Here is a 15,385-nt window from a genome sequence, read left to right as displayed (position 1 = left end):
CCCGCAGTACCACTTCATGCGGCGCCCAAACCTCAACGCCCCGGCCGATAGGTCCGCTCCGTGTGGCCGCTCAGTTGCTCGGGGTAGAAGTAGACTTCCCGCAGGTCGCCCGCGGCGTAGCGGGCCGCCTGGTCGTTGAAGTGCTTGGAGGCCGGATCGCCGCTCTCCCCCCCGGCCGAAATCGCCCGGGCGCGCACCCTGTCACCGAACTCGACGACGGCGACGAAGCTGTTGCCGCTGGTCCCGTAGTACCGCTTGGTCCCCGGCTTGCGGCCTGCCCCGAAGGAGGCCAGCGACCCCCACTGGGCCGAGGCGAAGGGCACGGGGAGGCTGGGCGCCGCGTCGCTGAAGGGCTGGACCAGGTCGCCGGTCAGCCGCTGGAACCGGTTGATCTCGCCCCAGGGCGTGTTCCAGCTGCCGAAGTCGGCGGCCAGCCGGTCCGAAGCGGTCGCCAGGGCCGTCAGCTTCTGCTCCGACGTGGTCTGGCTGACCATGTCGTCATAGACCGGTCGGCGCGCGGCCCGGGCGGCCACCGCCACCTCGCCCCACAGCTGCTCGGCCCAGAACACCGCCAGGGAGGTGGCCTCCGACTTGGCTGACGACCGGCGGTCCCAGCTCCGCAGCAGGGCGATCTGGTCGGCGAGCTTGGCCTTCAGCGGGCTGGTGGCCGGGGCCGTGTCATAGGCGGCCAGCAGCGGCGGGATCAGTTGGTCGAAGGCGGTCAGGTGCGGGTCGTAGGCCGCCGCGAGGAGGGCCTGCAGGGTGAAGTCCTTGCGGTCCTTCAGCACCGCGATGGCGTGGATCCCGCGCGGGTTCTCCCCGGCTGAGTCCATGTAGCGCGGGAAGTCGGCCTGCTTGGGGCTGTAGGGACCGGCCGCTGAATAGGGCCAGTTGTTGGTGTTGGTGATCCAGCCGTTGGGCGGGCTCAGGACGCGCGGCGCTTCGGTGAGCGCGTGCAGTCCCTTCCAGTCAGTGGCTGGGTCCGCGCCGTCCACGGGCCGGGTGTAGTCAAAGCGGTCGTCGCGCCGGGGAATGAATTGCGGATGCAGGTAGGCCACCGCGCCCTTGGCGTCGGCGAACAGGGTGTTGTTGGAGGAGTTGGCCTGCAGCGCCATGACCTTCATGTAGCTGGCGTAGTCGGTGGCCTTGGTCCGCAGGAACGACTGGCTCAGCGCGGCGATGGGCCGGTGCATCAGGGCCACGCTGATCCACTTGCCGTCGGCCTCGCGGACGATAGGGCCGTGGTGGGTGCGGTAGACCGTGAAGGTCCTGGCCTTCATCGACCCGTCGGCGGCGCGGTAGGGCACGGTGATGAGCTTGGTGGTGACCGGTCGGTTCTCGGCGCCGTACCGATAGGTCAGCTTGTCGGCGCTGAGGGTCTCGGCGAATTCGTCGATCACGTCGACGCCGCTGGAGGTGTGCATCCAGCCGGCCTTGGCGTTGAAGCCCTGGTAGATGAAGAACTGCCCCCAGGTCGCCGCGCCATAGACGTTCAGCCCTTCGTCGCTGCTCACCTGCTGCTCGGAGCGGAAGAAGAAGCTGGTGTGTGGGTTGATCAACAAGAGGGCGTGACCCGCCGTGGTGTTGGCCGGCGCGATGGCGAAGCCGTTGGAGCCCGAGGGCTCCCTGAACTGGGCCAGGGCGACCTGCTCCTGGGCCATCGAGGTCTGGCGGCCGCCGTAGAAGGCTTCGAGCTGGGAGAGCGAGACGCTCTCGATATCGCCGCCGATGCTGCCCTCGGTGAAGGAGAGCGCCATCCAGGGTTCGAAGTGCTTGATAACCCTGGGTATTACTTCTGGGTGGGTGGCCAGGTAGTAGTTCAGGCCGTCGGCCCAGGCGGTCATCAGGGTCCGCAGCCAGGCCGGGCTTTGGGCGTACTGGGCCTTGAGCTCGGTGGGATCGATGAACAGCTTCATCCGCAGGTCCTGCCAGATGGCCTTCTCGCCCTCGGCCTCGGCCAGGCGGCCCATGGCGTTGATGTAGTTGGTCTCCACCCGGTTGAAGTCGTCCTCGGCCTGGGCGTAGACCATGCCGAACACCGCGTCGGCGTCGGTCTTGCCGTGGACATGGGCGATGCCCCAGTCGTCGCGGACGATGCTGACGGCGGCGGCCTGCTGCTCCCATCGCGCTCGGTCATCGGCCGCAGCCGGCGTGGCGAGGGCGATCAGGACGACGAAGGCGAGGACGCGCGAGAGCATGTGCATGCCGCGACGCTAGGGTCTGGCCAAGGCCACGGCAACGCCGGGGTCGCCGGAAACCGGTGTCACTCCGTCAAGCGCTAGGCGATCAGGCGCCGGGCGGCGGATTCCAGCACCGCCCGGGTCTGCGCCACCGAGAGGCCCTGCTCCTCGCGCAGCCGCGACCAGGCCTCGAAGCTCAGCAGCAGGTCGAGGGCCTCGAGGGTCTGGGTGTCGACCGCGTCGCCCACGACCCGTTCCAGGATTTCCCGCAGCCGCCGGGAGAGCCGGTTTGCGTCATCTCCGAGGAATCGCGACCGGTGGCGGAAGGCGTCGGACGCCTTGCGGAACGGACCGATCTTCTCGAACGCCACGCCGCGCCGACCCACCAGCTCTACAACCCGGCCCGGCCAGTCGGTGGCCTGGAAGGGCTGGTCGGCGACGGCCTGGACTTCGGCCTCGATGGCCTCGGACATCTCGCTGTAGAGGCTGTCCATGTCGCTGAAGTGCCGGAAGACGGTGCGCAGGCCGACGTCGGCCCGGATCGCCACCTGCTCGGCGCTGGGGGCGACTTCCCCGGACTGCACGATCTCGAGCATCGCGGCCACGATGCGGGCGCGATTGTCCTCGCCTCGCCGCCGCCGGCCGTCGGAAGAGCCTGTCGGCTCCGCCACATTCACCTCAGCCCGTTCCGTCACGCGATCTACTCACCCAGTCCACAACCGGTGATTAGGCCCGCTCGCAGTCTGGCGCCAGTCTTCAGGCGAACAGGGCCATGCATCCGGTGGGGGCGAGGATGGAATCCACCTTCGCCCGCGCGCCGCTCTCCAGATCCGCCCGCGACGCACGCAGCCACTGCAGGCACTTGGCCTGGTAGGGGAACGGCTGCTGGCTCCAGGCCTGGCCGTCCACCACCGCCTCGACCTCCGAAGCGCCCGTCATCACCGCCCGCGCATTGGCCAGCATGACCGGTGGATAGACCCTGCCGATCTCGGTCAGCAGAGCGATCAGGGTTTCCGGCAGGGCGTTGATGTCGTTCCAGCCGTCCTGCGCGGGCTCGACCCCGGACTGGTCCTCCATCATCCCGACCCAGGCGGTGACGCGCGGCGCGGTCTTCAGGGTCAGGGCCATCGGCGTCGGGTCGAACTCGGCGAGCTGGGTCAGCTGGCCGAACACCGCGAAGTCGCAGGCGGCAGGCCGATGACCCAGGAGATAGGGCTGCCGGGTCAGGTGCGCGTCGAAGGCCTTCAGGAAGCGGACATAGGCCGCCTCGATCACGGGGCCGGTTACGGCGTTGGAGCCGACGTAGCGCAGGCGGCCGATCTGACGTTCGGCGAACATCGCCCCGCGGGCCGCCAACTCCTGGTCCGGCACGCAGAACCCCCGCCAGCAGGGCAGGATGGCGGCGGCCTTGGCGATGTCAGCCTCGTAGGCCCAGCGGTAGTGGAACATGGCCTTGGTCAGCCACTCGTCGGCATAGTCCTCGATCAGCTCGTTCAGGAAGGCCAGGGCCGGGTCGGCCGGGATCAGGCTGCGGCCCTCGTGCTCACGCTCCAACCGCCGGATGATCGGGGTGGAGTCGGTCACCGCCTGCAACTCTCCGGCCTCGTCGGGGAGGTAGAAGGTGGGCAGCAGGGCGACCTTCGGCTGGGGTAGGCCCGCCAGGGCCTGACCACTGGGGGGCAGGAAGCGATAGGCGATGCGCCGGTAGCGCAGGACCGCCAGCATCTTGCGGGTGTAGGGCGAGCCGGGGGCGCCGGAGAGGGCGATGGGGTCGGACATGCCGATCTCCTCAGCGGAAGGTCTGGAGCCGTTTGGAATAGGTTATCTCGGTGGAGCCCGCCGGCAAGCTCATCAGGTCGCCGTCATGGCCGACCCGGATGGGGCCTTTGAAGATTTCCCGCGACTTGCCCAGGAACGGGCCTTCCAGGGCTCGGCTCGGCAGGGGCGGGATGACGTGGGTGAAGAGCAGGGACTTCACGCCCGCCCGCTGAGCGATGCCGGCGGCCTGCTCGGGGGTGGTGTGGTAGCTGAGGATGTCGTGGAAGATCGCTGCCAGGTTGGCGCGCCCGTCGGTCAGGGCCGCCTTGCGCTGCAGGCCCACCAGCTCCGGCGACAGTCCTTCGTGCACCAGCAGGTCGGCGCCCTTGGCGGCGGCCTCCAGGCGCGGCGAGGCTGCGGTGTCGCCGCTGATCACCACGCGCCGGCCCTTGTAGATAAAGAGGTAGCCAACCGCCGGCTCCACCGGATTGTGGTGTACGGGGAAGGCGATGACCTTCAGGTCCGGCTCGTCGATCACGGTGACGTCCGGCAGGTTGGGTTGCGCCTCGAAGGACCGCGCCGCGCCGCCAAAGCCGCTGGGGGGCGTCACGGCGGGGCCGTGGTGCGCGACCCGGTAGCCGCGGTCGAGCACGTAGGCCGACTGGAACCCCGCCACCACCTGATCGACCCCGGTGGGGCCGTAGACCGGCAGCGGGCTGGTGTTGGGCCCGCTGGCCCAGCGCTGCAGCATCAGCTCGCCCAGGCCGTCGATGTGGTCGGAGTGGAAGTGGGTCAGGAAGACCGCGTTCACGCGGGCCGGGGGCAGGTTCATCAGGGAGAGGTTCTTGGTGCTTCCGGCGCCGGCGTCGACCACGAACAGTTTCTGGCCCGCCAGCACCACGGTGCAGGGCCCGGCGCGGGTGGGGTCGGGCATGGGCGAACCCGAGCCGCAGAGACCCACATGCAGGCCGTCCGGCAGATCGGCGTAGGGGTCGCGGGCCATGACCTCCAGGTAGATTCTCTCCATGGTCGCCGTGGCGATCCTGCCCCGCATCAGCCAGGCGCCGGCCAGGCCCACCGCGACCAGCCCGATCAGAACCAGGGCTGCTATCCGACGCTTCGACATCTTCGTCCCTCCCGCCCGGCTTGACCCGGGAATGTATTGGCACTCATATTGTCACTAGTTTTGGTCAAGAGCCAGAGAGAAGTGGCGAGAGGGATTGCATGCAGGTTCTGAGGACTCCGGACGACCGCTTCGCCGGCCTGGCCGACTGGCCCTACGCGCCCCACTACGCGCAGGTGATGGATGGCGACGGGACCGCCCTGCGCCTGGCCTATGTGGACGAAGGACCGCGTGACGGGGCGGTCGTGCTGCTGATGCACGGCGAGCCGTCCTGGGCCTATCTGTATCGCAAGATCATCGCCGCCCTGGCAGCCAAGGGCCATCGGGTGATCGCGCCCGACCTGATCGGCTTCGGGCGATCGGACAAGCCGACCCTGCGCACCGACTACACCTATGCCGGCCACGTGGACTGGATGAGCCAGTGGTTCGAGGCGATGGACCTGACGGACGTCACGCTGTTCTGCCAGGACTGGGGCGGGCTGATCGGCCTGCGGCTGGTGGCCGCCTTCCCCGACCGTTTCGCAGGCCTGGTCATCGCCAATACCGGCCTGCCGACGGGATCGGGCATGACCGAGGGCTTCAAGGCCTGGCTTGAGTTCAGCCAGACCGTCCCGGAAATGCCCATCGGCATGATCGTCAACATGGGAACTGGCCGCGACCTGACCCCGGCCGAGATCGCCGCCTATGACGCCCCCTTCCCGGACGAGACCTACAAGGAAGGCGCCCGGCAGTTCCCGACCCTGGTGCCGGTGACGCCCGAGCACGGCCAGGTGGCGGAGAACAAGGCCGCCTGGGAGGTGCTGGAGCGGTTCGACAGGCCCGTGGTCACCGCCTTCAGCGACGGCGACGCCGTCAGCCGGGGTGGCGACGCCGTCTTCCAGACCCGCATCCCCGGCGCCAAGGGCCAGCCCCACGTCACCACGAAGGGCGGCCACTTCCTGCAGGAAGACTGCCCAGACGACATCACCGCCATCCTCGACACAATGATCAAGGCCCGGAGCTGAACCATGAAGGTTGAAAACGCCGTCCTGCCCCCGATGCAGCAGGCCATGGAATTCTTCGGGGCGCCCGAGGAGGGCCCCTTCGTCATGGTCAACCTGTTGAAGTTCAAGCCGAAGGCCGAGTACGCCGATGGCAGCGACGCCCACCTCAGCGGCCGCGAGGCCTATGCGCGATACGGGGCTGAGGTCGCCAAGCTGGTGGAGGCCCTGGGAGGGCGCATCCACTACAGCGGCGAGGTCACCGGCCTGATGATCGGCGAGGTGGAGGCGTTGTGGGACATGGTGGCGCTCGCCGAATATCCGTCCCTGGCGGCCTTCCGCGAGATGGCGATGTCGCCGGAGATGGCGGCCATCGAGCACCACCGCAAGGCGGGTTTGGCCGGTCAGCTCAACATCAAGACCAAGCCGCTGGGATAGGGGAGTGATTGGCGCTCCTCAGCCTCGACGCGGACGCAGGGCCAGAATCAGGAACACCAGGGCAAGGGCCGCAAACGCCGGGCTGCCATAGTGGGCCGGAGGGTGGTGGCCGCTGACCGGTGGCGACAGCACCCAGCCGTGCAGGCTCATCAGGCCGCGCTCAACGATCACCAGGGCCAGGAACAGCGCCGTGAGGGTCTGATAGCGCAAGGCCACCATCAGCAGTCCCATTCCCAGCGCCAGCTGGGTCGCGCCCTCCCATCGGAACAGACTGATCACCATGTCGCGCCTGTCACCCATATCCAGGCCCCCGATCACACCGGCTCCGCCGTCGGGCAGAAAGCTGTGGATCAGGCCGGGGACCAGGGTCAGGACCGCTGACAGTCCCAGGAACCAGACCGAACTCCGAGCCCCGAGGTACTGAGCATTGGTCGAGGGCGGAAACAAGCTCATGGCTTGGCCTTCATCCGCTCCAGGACGATCTCGGCGATCTGCTCGCCGTGGGTCTCCTGGAGAAAATGGCCGGCCTCGGGCAGCAGGTCGAAGCTGGCCTGTGGATAGTGGGCCGCCCAGGCCCGGCCCCAGGCTTCTGTGAAGACCGCGTCGGCGCCGCCCCAGACGAAGTGGACCGGCTTCTTCCAGCTGAGCAGAGCCTCGAACCAACGCGCCTGGGCCTCGGCGGCGCCGCCCTGCGGATTGTCGAAGGGCAGGCTCAGGGGGAAGCGGCGAGGCCCGGCGTGACCCGCCCGGCCCAGGCCCTCGAAGGGGGCGTCGTAGCCGCGGCGCACGGCGTCCTGCTCCGGTGTCAGGACGGGGTAGGTTCCCGTGCTGATGACGCCGAACAGGTCAGCCGGCTTCATGTGGCCCAGCGGGAGCATCATGAACCAGCCCAGCGAGAGCTTCTCCGGGATGTTCATGCCGAACAGTCCGTCGGGCTGCCACTGGGCGTTCCACTGCTTCAAGGCGTCGGTGTAGGCGTAGGCGGCGTGGTGCAGCCAGGTGTTCATCACCACCAGGCGCGAGAACCGTTCCGGTTGCTCAGCGGCTTGAGCCAGGCCGATGGGGCCGCCCCAGTCCTGGCAGAACAGGGTGACTGCCCTCAGGTCCAGGGTCTCGATCAGCAACCGGTGGGCGGCCACGTGCCGGGCGATGGAGTACCAGCCATCATCGGTCACCTTGTCAGAGCGGCCAAAGCCGATGTGATCGGCCGCTATGCAGCGCCATCCAGCGGCCACCAGTCGACGGATGATCTTCCGGTTCAAGTAGCTCCAAGTCGGCATGCCGTGCATCAGCAGGGCGACCGGCCCGTCGCTGGGCCCCTCGTCCACATAGGCCAGACGCAAGCCCTCAAATTCAATGTGGCGGGGCGCGAAGGGGTAGTCGGCCAGACCCTCGAAGTCGGCTTCCGGCGACCGCAGGAAGGGAACCCCCGAGTCTGTGGTGAGGAACTGGGTCATGGGCCTCAGTTATCCCAGAGAATGTATTCCTCGCCGGCCTTCTGGGGCTGGCCGCTGGGGTGGTCGATGAAGACCGGACCCTGCAGCAGGGAGGGCCAGATCGGCTTGGCGGCCTGGGCGTCCTGCTCGCGGAGCAGGGCCTGCAGGGCGGCGACCTTGTCCGGTCTCGCCTTGGACAGGTCGCGCTGCTCGGTCGGGTCGGCGGCGAGGTCATGGAGCCACACCTTTCCGCGGGCCCCGTTGCTCTGCAGTTTCCAGTCGCCGTCCCGAACGGCGCGATATTGGCCTGATCTCCAGAAAAGGGTCTGGTGCGGGCGGCCCGAGGCCTTGCCCTGCAGGTAGGGGACGAGGTCCACCCCGTCGATCACCCGGTCCTTGGGAAGCGCCGCCCCGGCCGCGCCGGCGGCGGTGGCGAAGATATCAATGTGGCTGACGGGGTTGGCGTAACGCGACCCCGGCTGGATCGCGCCCGGCCAGCGCATGAAGAAAGGCGCATGGATCCCGCCTTCGAAGAAGGTCGACTTGAAGCCGCGATAGGGCCGGTTGACGTCGGCCAAGCCGACATAGCCCGCGCCGCCGTTGTCGCTGGTGAAGATCACCAGGGTGTTCTCGTCCAGGCCCTCGTCCTTCAGGGCCTGGAGCACGCGGCCGACATTGCGGTCCAGGTTGCGCACCATGGCGCCATAGACCCGCAGGCGGTGGTCCGCAATCTGAGGCAAGGCGTCGTAGTCGGCCTTGGTGGCCTGCAGCGGCGTGTGGATGGCGTTGGGGGCGTAGTAGAGGAAGAACGGCCGGTTCCTGTTGGCCTTGATGGCGCTGACCGCCTCATCGGTGAGGTAGTCGGTCATGTAGCCCTTCGGCGCGAACATCGCCGAGTTGTTGTACTGCACCTGATAGGGAAGGTTCGGCCATAGGAAGCGGTCGATGGGATCCCAGGGCTGCTTGGCGTTGACGACGTCGGGCGCCTTCTCCGGCAGGAACATCGAGCCGCCGGCGATGAAGCCCAGACTCTCGTCGAAACCCTGGGCCTCCGGCCGTGAGCCTTCCGCCCCGCCCAGGTGCCACTTGCCGAGGTGGATGGTGTGGTAGCCACGGGTCTTGAGCACTTCGGCGATGGTGAGTTCGCTGGTGGGAACGCTCAGGGTGTTCACGGCGGTGGGGGACCGCGCGGTGCTGCCGGGGGGCATGTCCTTGACGCGGTCGCCGAAGAACTTCGGTTCGACGATGGAGTCGGGTTCGGCCTCGGTGCCCACCAGCTTGGCGAAGGCCACGGGCGCGGGGGTGAACTCAAAGCCGAAGCGGGTGGGGTAGCGGCCTGTCATGAGCGCCGCCCGTGACGGGGCGCAGGTGGCGTTGCCGGCATAGCCGTTCACGAAGTCGACGCCGTCCCGGGCGATGGAATCGATGTTCGGCGTCGGGACCACCCCGCCGGCCACGCCGCCGCCGTTCAGGGTGATGTCGTTGAACCCCAGATCGTCGGCCAGGATGAAGACCACGTTCGGCGGCCGCTCGCCGGGGGCGGGCGCGATGGGACCCTGCGCCCAGGTCACCGGACGGTTCGGCTCCACCTGAGGCATGCGGGCTCGGGCGACCATGCTCAGGATCGCGGGCCTGTTCATCGCCGCGACGCCGACGCCTGCGGCGATCACGAGGGCGGTGGCGCCCAGCCAGATCCGCTTCTTCATGATCTTCGCCCCCTTGGCGGTCCCTCCGCCTTATATATTGGCATTAATAGTGCCATTACATTTCGGGCCTGTCCAGCGTGATGGTCCGCCGCGGCCTTTGATCTGGGTCAAGGCGTCGCGGCGGACTGGCGATAGAGGTCGAGAGGTCCAGGGAACTGATTGGTCTGGACATCCAGTCTACTGGACGCTCCCCCCCGAGCCCGTGGTCTGGAGGAGCGCTCTGGAGCCTTGGTTTCGGAGCGCTCTGTCTCCCGGCGCCCATGGAGGACCTTCGATGGCGAAGCTTGGGTTGCGTAAGGCCTGGTCACTTTGCATTCCCCTCCTGCTGCTCACAGCCTGCGGCGGCGCCAATGTCCCGCTTACATCGGCTGCGGATGTGGCGGCCGAGCGGGGGCGGGACCTGGCTGAGCTCCGCTGTGGCGGCTGTCATGGGCTGGGCCTCTACGGCGAAAGCCCCCGGTCCCCATCGACCGCGTTTCGCGACATGCGGCGCGGGATGACGGCCCTCAGCTTCAGGCGCCGGATGGAGGACATCGCCGAGGGGCGTCACTACGACATGCCCAGGATCGGACTCACCGCCAACGAGGCCGATGACATCGCGGCCTATATCGAAAGCCTGGAGACACCCTGAAGCGATCGCCGCGACGATAGACGCCCTGAGGCGGGCGTTGCCCGCCGACCGCTTCACCGAGCTGAGGCGGGTGTTGCCCGCCGACCGCTTCACCGAGATCGCCTACGAGGACGTCACCGACCCGGCGGCGCAGACCCGGCGGCTGCTGGCGTTCTGCGGACTGACCTTGAACCCGCGCTGCCTGTCCTTCCACGAGAACGCCGCCCCCGTGGCGACCGCCGGTTCGGTCCAGGTGCGCCAACCGCTCCACGCCTCGTCCGTCGGCCGCTGGCGGCGCTACGGGGAGGGCCTGGAACCGATGCGCGCCATCCTGCCAGGCCGCCGGACCGAAGCCTAGGCGGTCGCGTCTGCGTTGCGCCGCCTAGTTGGCGTCGAGGCGGTCGGTGATGGCCCAAAGCCCGTCGACCACGGATTTGAGCTGGGCGGCGTCCTTGTCGTCCTTGCTCCAGATCAGGCGCAGGGCGTTGACGTGGACGCCGATCGAGCTCCAGTCCTGGCGGTCCTTGGTCCGCAGGCGGTCGGTCAGTTCGCACAGGCTGTAGGAGGCGTCGCACAGGGTGCGCATGTCGAACATGCCGGCGATGTCGAGGACGATGGCGCTCTCGACATAGATGTCGTCGGCCGAGGCGGTCTTCTCGGCGACCATGGCCTCCATGCGGCCGATAGTGACCCCCAGCGACTTCTTGGCGTCGCCGGCCTGGGCAGCCAGTTCGCGGCGCGCGCGCTGGGTGGCGATGTCGGCGGTCATGCCGCCGGGCTTGGCCAGCTGCTGCGACAGGCGGTTCTGGACCTTGATGAACTCGGTCTTGCTCAAATTTGCACCCGTGCAGGCTTCATAAGCATGTCGACCTCGTTCTGATCCATGTTGGGATCGGTGGCGGCGCCGACGTGGGTGGACAGATCGTCCTTGCGGCGGCCCTTAACCCCGAGGGGCGGGCCGAGATTCTTGAAGCGGCGGTCGGGGCCGACATAGTTCTCGGCCTTGACCATCTGGCGTTCGTCCCGGGCGACCCAGAAAATCCGCTGCAGCAGGATCTCAGGCGTGAACGGGCGGGTCAGGATGAAGTTGGCTCCGGAATCGCGGCTCTTCTCCACCATGCTGCGCGGGGCGTGGCCGGTGAGCATGATGGCCGGCGTGAAGATCAGCTCCGGCGGCGCGTCGCGGCGCAGCCAGCGGACGAAGTCGTAGCCGTCCATGTCGGGCATCTGAGCGTCGGTGATGATCAGGTCGAGTTCCTGATTCTTCACATAGTGCATGGCCTCGGCGCCCGAGCCGCACTTGAACTGCTTGCGAACCCCGAACCCCCGGACCATCGCGCTCAGGGCCTCGAGCGCTTGCGGATTGTCATCCACCAGCAGCACGACCGAGCGATCGAGGTTGATCCGGATGTTGGGGTCTAGGGCCATGGCGATCGGGGGTTTCGCGTTGGGGTCTTAGAACAGGTCGAGGTCGCCGGACTCGGCGGCGGTGAGGCCCTCGGCCTCACGCGTCACCTGGGCCAGGCGCAGGGCGAGGTCGCCGAGGGTCACCCCGGCGATGGCGTCGGAAAGGTCGTAGGCGCCGCCGCTCTGGGCCTGGGTCGACAGCCGCCGCGTGAAGGTGGCGAGCGCCGCCAGGTGCTGGGTCAGCACATCAACGGTCTGGGCCTCGTGCAGGGCGATCTCCAGGGTCTCGCCGCGGCTGGCGCGGACAAGCTGGGTGACCAGCATCTCCAGCCGGTCGCAAAGCGCACCGGCGTGTTCCAGCTCGTCGGCCAGGGAGGCGAGGACCCGCGGGGTCTGGGCGGCGGAATGGCTCATCAGAACAGCTCCAGATCCCCATCGTCCTCGACCACCGGAACGGGTTTCGGCGGCGTCTTCAGGCGCGCTACCTCGTTGGTGTCGGTGACGGTGCGTTGTTGCGCGCGGCCGGTGGTCGGCCAGTACTGGACCCGCCGGGCGCCGAAGCCCCCGAGGCTGCCGCCCACCACCGGAATGCCTTCGTCGCGCAGGAATTTCTCGGCGAAGGCGGCGTTGGAGGCGCCCACGTCTGACAGGCCGCCGAACATCCGGGCCCCGCCAAACAGCTTGGCCTCCATGCGTTCACGGCGGCCGCCGTTGCGCAGAAGTTCGTTGATCAGCAGTTCCATGGCGAAGGCGCCGTAGCGTCGGCCTTCGTCCAGGCCCTCGGCCTTACCTTCGGGCAGCAGGAAATGGTTCATGCCGCCGAAACCGACCTCGGTGTCGCGCAGGCAGACGGCCACGCACGACCCGAGAATCGTCGTCAGCATGACGTCCGGGTCGGAGGAGACGTGATGCTCCCCCTGGACGACATGGACCCGCTTGCCGGGACGATTCGAGACGTTCTCAACGATCATGAAAGGGGCCCAAACACCGCTTCGATTTTTTCTTTTAGGGTCTGCGTCGTGAATGGTTTGACCAGATAATTATTGACGCCGAATTGAACCGCGCGCTGAACCAGCTCGCGATCGGCCCGGCCGGTCAGCATGATCACGGCCACTTTCGAGGTGGGGCCATGGGCGCGGATGGCGCGCAGCAGTCCCAGACCATCCAGCTTGGGCATGTTGAAGTCGGTGATCACCAGGTTCACCGGCAGGCTCAGCATGGCGCGCAGGGCCTCCTCGCCGTCGGGCGCTTCCCGCGTCTGGGTGATCCCAAGCGCGTGCAGGCTGGTGCGGATCAGCGACCGCATGGTCTGCTGGTCGTCGACGATGAGGGTTTTCAGGGCGGACGCGGCAGGCATCACACGCTCCTTTGAGACTCGGCCGCGGCCGAGCAGACATTGAGAATGGCCGGGCCCATGCGCGACAGGCCGACCTGCTTTTCCACCGCGCCGATCTCGAAGGCCGCCTTGGGCATGCCGTAGACCACGCAGCTGGACTCGTCCTGACCGAGGGTCCGGGCGCCGGCCTTGCGCATGGCCGCCAGGCCCGCGGCGCCATCCCGCCCCATGCCGGTCAGGATCACACCGACGGAGGGACGGTTCAGCTTGGCGACCGACTCAAACAGAACATCCACCGATGGCCGGTGACCGTTGACGGGGTCGGACTCCCGCAGACGGCAGACCGGGTGGGCTGAGGAGACCACCTCCAGGTGAGCCACGCCGCCGGGGGCGACATAGACGTGGCCTGGCATCAGCCGCGCCCCGTCATGAGCCTCGGCCACGGTGGCGCCGGAGATGCGGTTCAGGCGCTCGGCGAAGCTCTTGGTGAAGGTCGCCGGCATGTGCTGGGTTATCACCGTCGGCGGGCAAGTGTCAGGGAAGTTCGCCAGGATGGTCATCAGGGCCTCGACCCCACCGGTCGAGGAGCCGATCGCCAGGATCAGCTCGCCCGCCGCGGCGTAGTTCTTCTCGCGCTCCACCGGGGCGACGGGACCGGAATAGGGCCGAACCCGGGCGCGGGCGGCGGCCTTCACCTTTTCCGGAAGATCGGCGAAGGCCTCATGCGGGGACACGCCGTCACCGGGTACGGGCTTGCCGACGCAGTCGACCGCGCCGAGCTCCAGGGCCTCGATGGTGATCTCAGCGCCCTTCTGGGTCAGGGTCGAGACCATGACCACCGGCGTCGGGCGCAGGCGCATGATCTTTTCCAGGAACTCGATGCCGTTCATGTGCGGCATCTCGACGTCCAGGGTGACCACGTCGGGATTGAGCTTCTTGATCTGCTCGCGGGCTTCCAGCGGATCGTTGGCGAAGCCCAGGACCTCGATGTCCGGGTCACGCTTCAGGGCCGCGGCGATGAGGCCGCGCATGGTCGCCGAGTCGTCGACGACGAGAACACCAACGCTCATCGGCCGCTCCTCAGGGAATAGGTGGTGAGACCGGTGGTCTCGAAGATGTTGGTGGCGGCGCCGGTCACCCGCTCGGAGTGGCCGATATAGAGGGTGCCACCCGGGTTCAGCATGGGGGCGAAGCGGCTCCAGATGCGTTCCTGGGTCGGTTCGTCGAAATAGATCACGACGTTGCGGCAGAAGATGGCGTCGAACTTCCCCTTCATCGGCCAGTCGCCGATCAGGTTGAGCTCGCGGAAGGCCACCAGGGCGCGCAGTTCGTCGGCCACTTCCCAGCGGCTGTCCTGTCCGCCCGAGGTGGGCTTCTTGAACCAGCGGCGACGCAGTTCGACCGGAACCGGGGCGACGGCGTCCTCGCGATAGATGCCGGCCTTGCCCTCGGCGACCATGTTGGGGTCGATGTCGGTGGCCAGGATCTTGACGTCCAGGTTGGCGGCTTCCGGCAGGGCCGAGAGCACCGTGATGGCCATGGAATAGGGCTCCTGGCCATTGGAGCAGGCGGCCGACCAGAGGCGGATCTTGCCGCCCTTGCGGGCGCGGTCCACCAGGGGCGGCAGGACCACGTCGCGCAGGTGGTCGAAATGGTGCGGCTCGCGGAAATAGCGGGTCACGTTGGTGGTGAGCGCCGCCATCATGGCCTGGCGTTCGTCCACCTCGCGGACGTCTTCCACCAGGGCGCAGTACTCGCGGAATGAGCGCAGGCCGAGGGACCGCAGGCGCTTGGCCAGGCGCGAATAGACGAGCGCCGCCTTGCCTTCGGCCAGGGCGATGCCGGCGTGGGAGTGCAGGATCTGGGCGATCTGCTGGAAGTCCTCGTTGGTGAAGAGGAACTCACCCTCGACGAGGTTGCCAGTCTTGCTGGGGAAGCTGCTCATGCGGCCTCCGCTTCGATTTCCGGCAGGACGCGGTCCAGCGAGATCAGGCTGACCATGCGGCCCTCGATGGCGAACAGGCCCTTCACGAAGGTCTTCACCTGGTCGCAGGCGACGTCAGGGGTCGGCTGCACCATGTCCTCGGTGACGTTGATGATGTCGCTGACGGCTTCCACCAGCAGACCCAAGGTCCGGTGGCCCTGGTTGACCACCATGATCACGTGGCGGGCGCTGGGCTCAGCCGTGGTCAGGCCCAGGCGAGCGCCCAGGTCGACGATCGGCAAGACGGCGCCGCGCAGGTTTATCACGCCCTTCATGTAGGCCGGGGTGCGGGGCAGGGGCGTGGCGGTCGTCCAGCCGCGGATTTCCCGCACCTGCATGATATCGACGCAGAATTCCTGGTCGCCGATCCGGAAGGCGATGAGCTCCCGGGAGGGGCTCGTGGAGGTGGTGAGGGGCGCGGTCATAC

Annotated in this window: 19 protein-coding genes; 4 read left to right on the top strand and 15 right to left on the bottom strand. The window is 67.8% G+C overall.

What is annotated here, in order from left to right:
- Nucleotides 1-32 precede the first annotated feature (32 nt).
- From OCL97_RS09245 to OCL97_RS09230, 4 genes are all read right to left on the bottom strand, one after another.
- Nucleotides 33-2,204, bottom strand: coding sequence for a penicillin acylase family protein (locus OCL97_RS09245; RefSeq protein WP_377369578.1), 2,172 nt, complete (start codon nt 2,202-2,204; stop codon nt 33-35).
- 74 nt (nt 2,205-2,278) lie between these two features.
- Complete coding sequence (locus OCL97_RS09240; RefSeq protein WP_377369576.1) at nt 2,279-2,851, bottom strand: TetR/AcrR family transcriptional regulator; 573 nt, start codon at nt 2,849-2,851, stop codon at nt 2,279-2,281.
- 85 nt (nt 2,852-2,936) lie between these two features.
- Complete coding sequence (locus OCL97_RS09235; protein ID WP_377369574.1) at nt 2,937-3,959, bottom strand: glutathione S-transferase family protein; 1,023 nt, start codon at nt 3,957-3,959, stop codon at nt 2,937-2,939.
- A gap of 10 nt (nt 3,960-3,969) precedes the next feature.
- Nucleotides 3,970-5,064 carry a ribonuclease Z gene (locus OCL97_RS09230; protein ID WP_377369572.1) on the bottom strand — a complete coding sequence of 365 codons (1,095 nt, stop codon included), beginning with the start codon at nt 5,062-5,064 and terminating at the stop codon, nt 3,970-3,972.
- A 98-nt stretch (nt 5,065-5,162) separates the two neighbouring features.
- Between OCL97_RS09230 and OCL97_RS09225 the strand changes: the two genes are divergently transcribed.
- Together OCL97_RS09225 and OCL97_RS09220 are read left to right on the top strand one after the other, a co-directional pair.
- Entirely contained in the window at nt 5,163-6,065 is a 903-nt protein-coding gene (locus tag OCL97_RS09225; protein WP_377369570.1) for a haloalkane dehalogenase, read from the top strand.
- Nucleotides 6,066-6,068: 3 nt separating this feature from the next.
- Nucleotides 6,069-6,479 carry a DUF1330 domain-containing protein gene (locus OCL97_RS09220; protein WP_377369568.1) on the top strand — a complete coding sequence of 137 codons (411 nt, stop codon included), beginning with the start codon at nt 6,069-6,071 and terminating at the stop codon, nt 6,477-6,479.
- A gap of 18 nt (nt 6,480-6,497) precedes the next feature.
- On the opposite strand, the gene OCL97_RS09215 is transcribed toward OCL97_RS09220, so the two are convergent.
- Genes OCL97_RS09215 through OCL97_RS09205 form a run of 3 tightly spaced genes read right to left on the bottom strand, consistent with a single transcriptional unit; the run spans nt 6,498 to nt 9,621 of the window.
- Nucleotides 6,498-6,932, bottom strand: coding sequence for a hypothetical protein (locus tag OCL97_RS09215; RefSeq protein WP_377369566.1), 435 nt, complete (start codon nt 6,930-6,932; stop codon nt 6,498-6,500).
- Nucleotides 6,929-7,936 carry an alpha/beta fold hydrolase gene (locus tag OCL97_RS09210; RefSeq protein ID WP_377369564.1) on the bottom strand — a complete coding sequence of 336 codons (1,008 nt, stop codon included), beginning with the start codon at nt 7,934-7,936 and terminating at the stop codon, nt 6,929-6,931. The genes OCL97_RS09215 and OCL97_RS09210 overlap by 4 nt, the downstream gene beginning before the upstream one ends.
- 5 nt (nt 7,937-7,941) lie before the next feature.
- On the bottom strand, nt 7,942-9,621 hold the full coding sequence (locus OCL97_RS09205) for a sulfatase-like hydrolase/transferase (RefSeq protein ID WP_377369562.1): 1,680 nt from the start codon (nt 9,619-9,621) through the stop codon (nt 7,942-7,944).
- Between the two features lie 274 nt (nt 9,622-9,895).
- On the opposite strand from OCL97_RS09205, the gene OCL97_RS09200 reads away from it, so the two are divergent.
- Both OCL97_RS09200 and OCL97_RS09195 read left to right on the top strand, forming a co-directional pair.
- A complete protein-coding gene (locus OCL97_RS09200; protein WP_377369560.1) occupies nt 9,896-10,252 on the top strand; it encodes a c-type cytochrome in 357 nt (118 codons plus the stop codon).
- Nucleotides 10,212-10,589 carry a sulfotransferase gene (locus tag OCL97_RS09195; RefSeq protein WP_377369558.1) on the top strand — a complete coding sequence of 126 codons (378 nt, stop codon included), beginning with the start codon at nt 10,212-10,214 and terminating at the stop codon, nt 10,587-10,589. The genes OCL97_RS09200 and OCL97_RS09195 overlap by 41 nt, the downstream gene beginning before the upstream one ends.
- Nucleotides 10,590-10,613: 24 nt before the next feature.
- Here OCL97_RS09195 and OCL97_RS09190 read toward each other — a convergent pair whose 3' ends face one another.
- Genes OCL97_RS09190 through OCL97_RS09155 form a run of 8 tightly spaced genes read right to left on the bottom strand, consistent with a single transcriptional unit; the run spans nt 10,614 to nt 15,383 of the window.
- Complete coding sequence (locus OCL97_RS09190) at nt 10,614-11,066, bottom strand: hypothetical protein (RefSeq protein ID WP_305338874.1); 453 nt, start codon at nt 11,064-11,066, stop codon at nt 10,614-10,616.
- Nucleotides 11,063-11,659, bottom strand: coding sequence for a response regulator (locus OCL97_RS09185; protein ID WP_377369556.1), 597 nt, complete (start codon nt 11,657-11,659; stop codon nt 11,063-11,065). Before OCL97_RS09185 ends, OCL97_RS09190 begins: the two co-directional genes overlap by 4 nt.
- A gap of 27 nt (nt 11,660-11,686) precedes the next feature.
- The gene (locus OCL97_RS09180; protein WP_305338872.1) at nt 11,687-12,052 is read right to left on the bottom strand and encodes a hypothetical protein; all 366 of its coding nucleotides are present in this window, start codon (nt 12,050-12,052) and stop codon (nt 11,687-11,689) included.
- Complete coding sequence (locus tag OCL97_RS09175) at nt 12,052-12,609, bottom strand: chemotaxis protein CheD (protein ID WP_305338871.1); 558 nt, start codon at nt 12,607-12,609, stop codon at nt 12,052-12,054. Before OCL97_RS09175 ends, OCL97_RS09180 begins: the two co-directional genes overlap by 1 nt.
- On the bottom strand, nt 12,606-12,995 hold the full coding sequence (locus OCL97_RS09170) for a response regulator (RefSeq protein WP_215338423.1): 390 nt from the start codon (nt 12,993-12,995) through the stop codon (nt 12,606-12,608). The genes OCL97_RS09175 and OCL97_RS09170 overlap by 4 nt, the downstream gene beginning before the upstream one ends.
- Nucleotides 12,995-14,044, bottom strand: coding sequence for a protein-glutamate methylesterase/protein-glutamine glutaminase (locus OCL97_RS09165; protein ID WP_377369553.1), 1,050 nt, complete (start codon nt 14,042-14,044; stop codon nt 12,995-12,997). Before OCL97_RS09165 ends, OCL97_RS09170 begins: the two co-directional genes overlap by 1 nt.
- Entirely contained in the window at nt 14,041-14,919 is an 879-nt protein-coding gene (locus OCL97_RS09160) for a CheR family methyltransferase (RefSeq protein WP_377369551.1), read from the bottom strand. The genes OCL97_RS09165 and OCL97_RS09160 overlap by 4 nt, the downstream gene beginning before the upstream one ends.
- Entirely contained in the window at nt 14,916-15,383 is a 468-nt protein-coding gene (locus tag OCL97_RS09155) for a chemotaxis protein CheW (RefSeq protein ID WP_293496933.1), read from the bottom strand. The genes OCL97_RS09160 and OCL97_RS09155 overlap by 4 nt, the downstream gene beginning before the upstream one ends.
- Between the last annotated feature and the right edge of the window lie 2 nt (nt 15,384-15,385).

It is taken from the genome of Phenylobacterium ferrooxidans (assembly GCF_042714595.1).
GTDB classification, from domain to species: domain Bacteria; phylum Pseudomonadota; class Alphaproteobacteria; order Caulobacterales; family Caulobacteraceae; genus Phenylobacterium; species Phenylobacterium ferrooxidans.
This window is presented reverse-complemented; position numbering and strand designations above follow the sequence as displayed.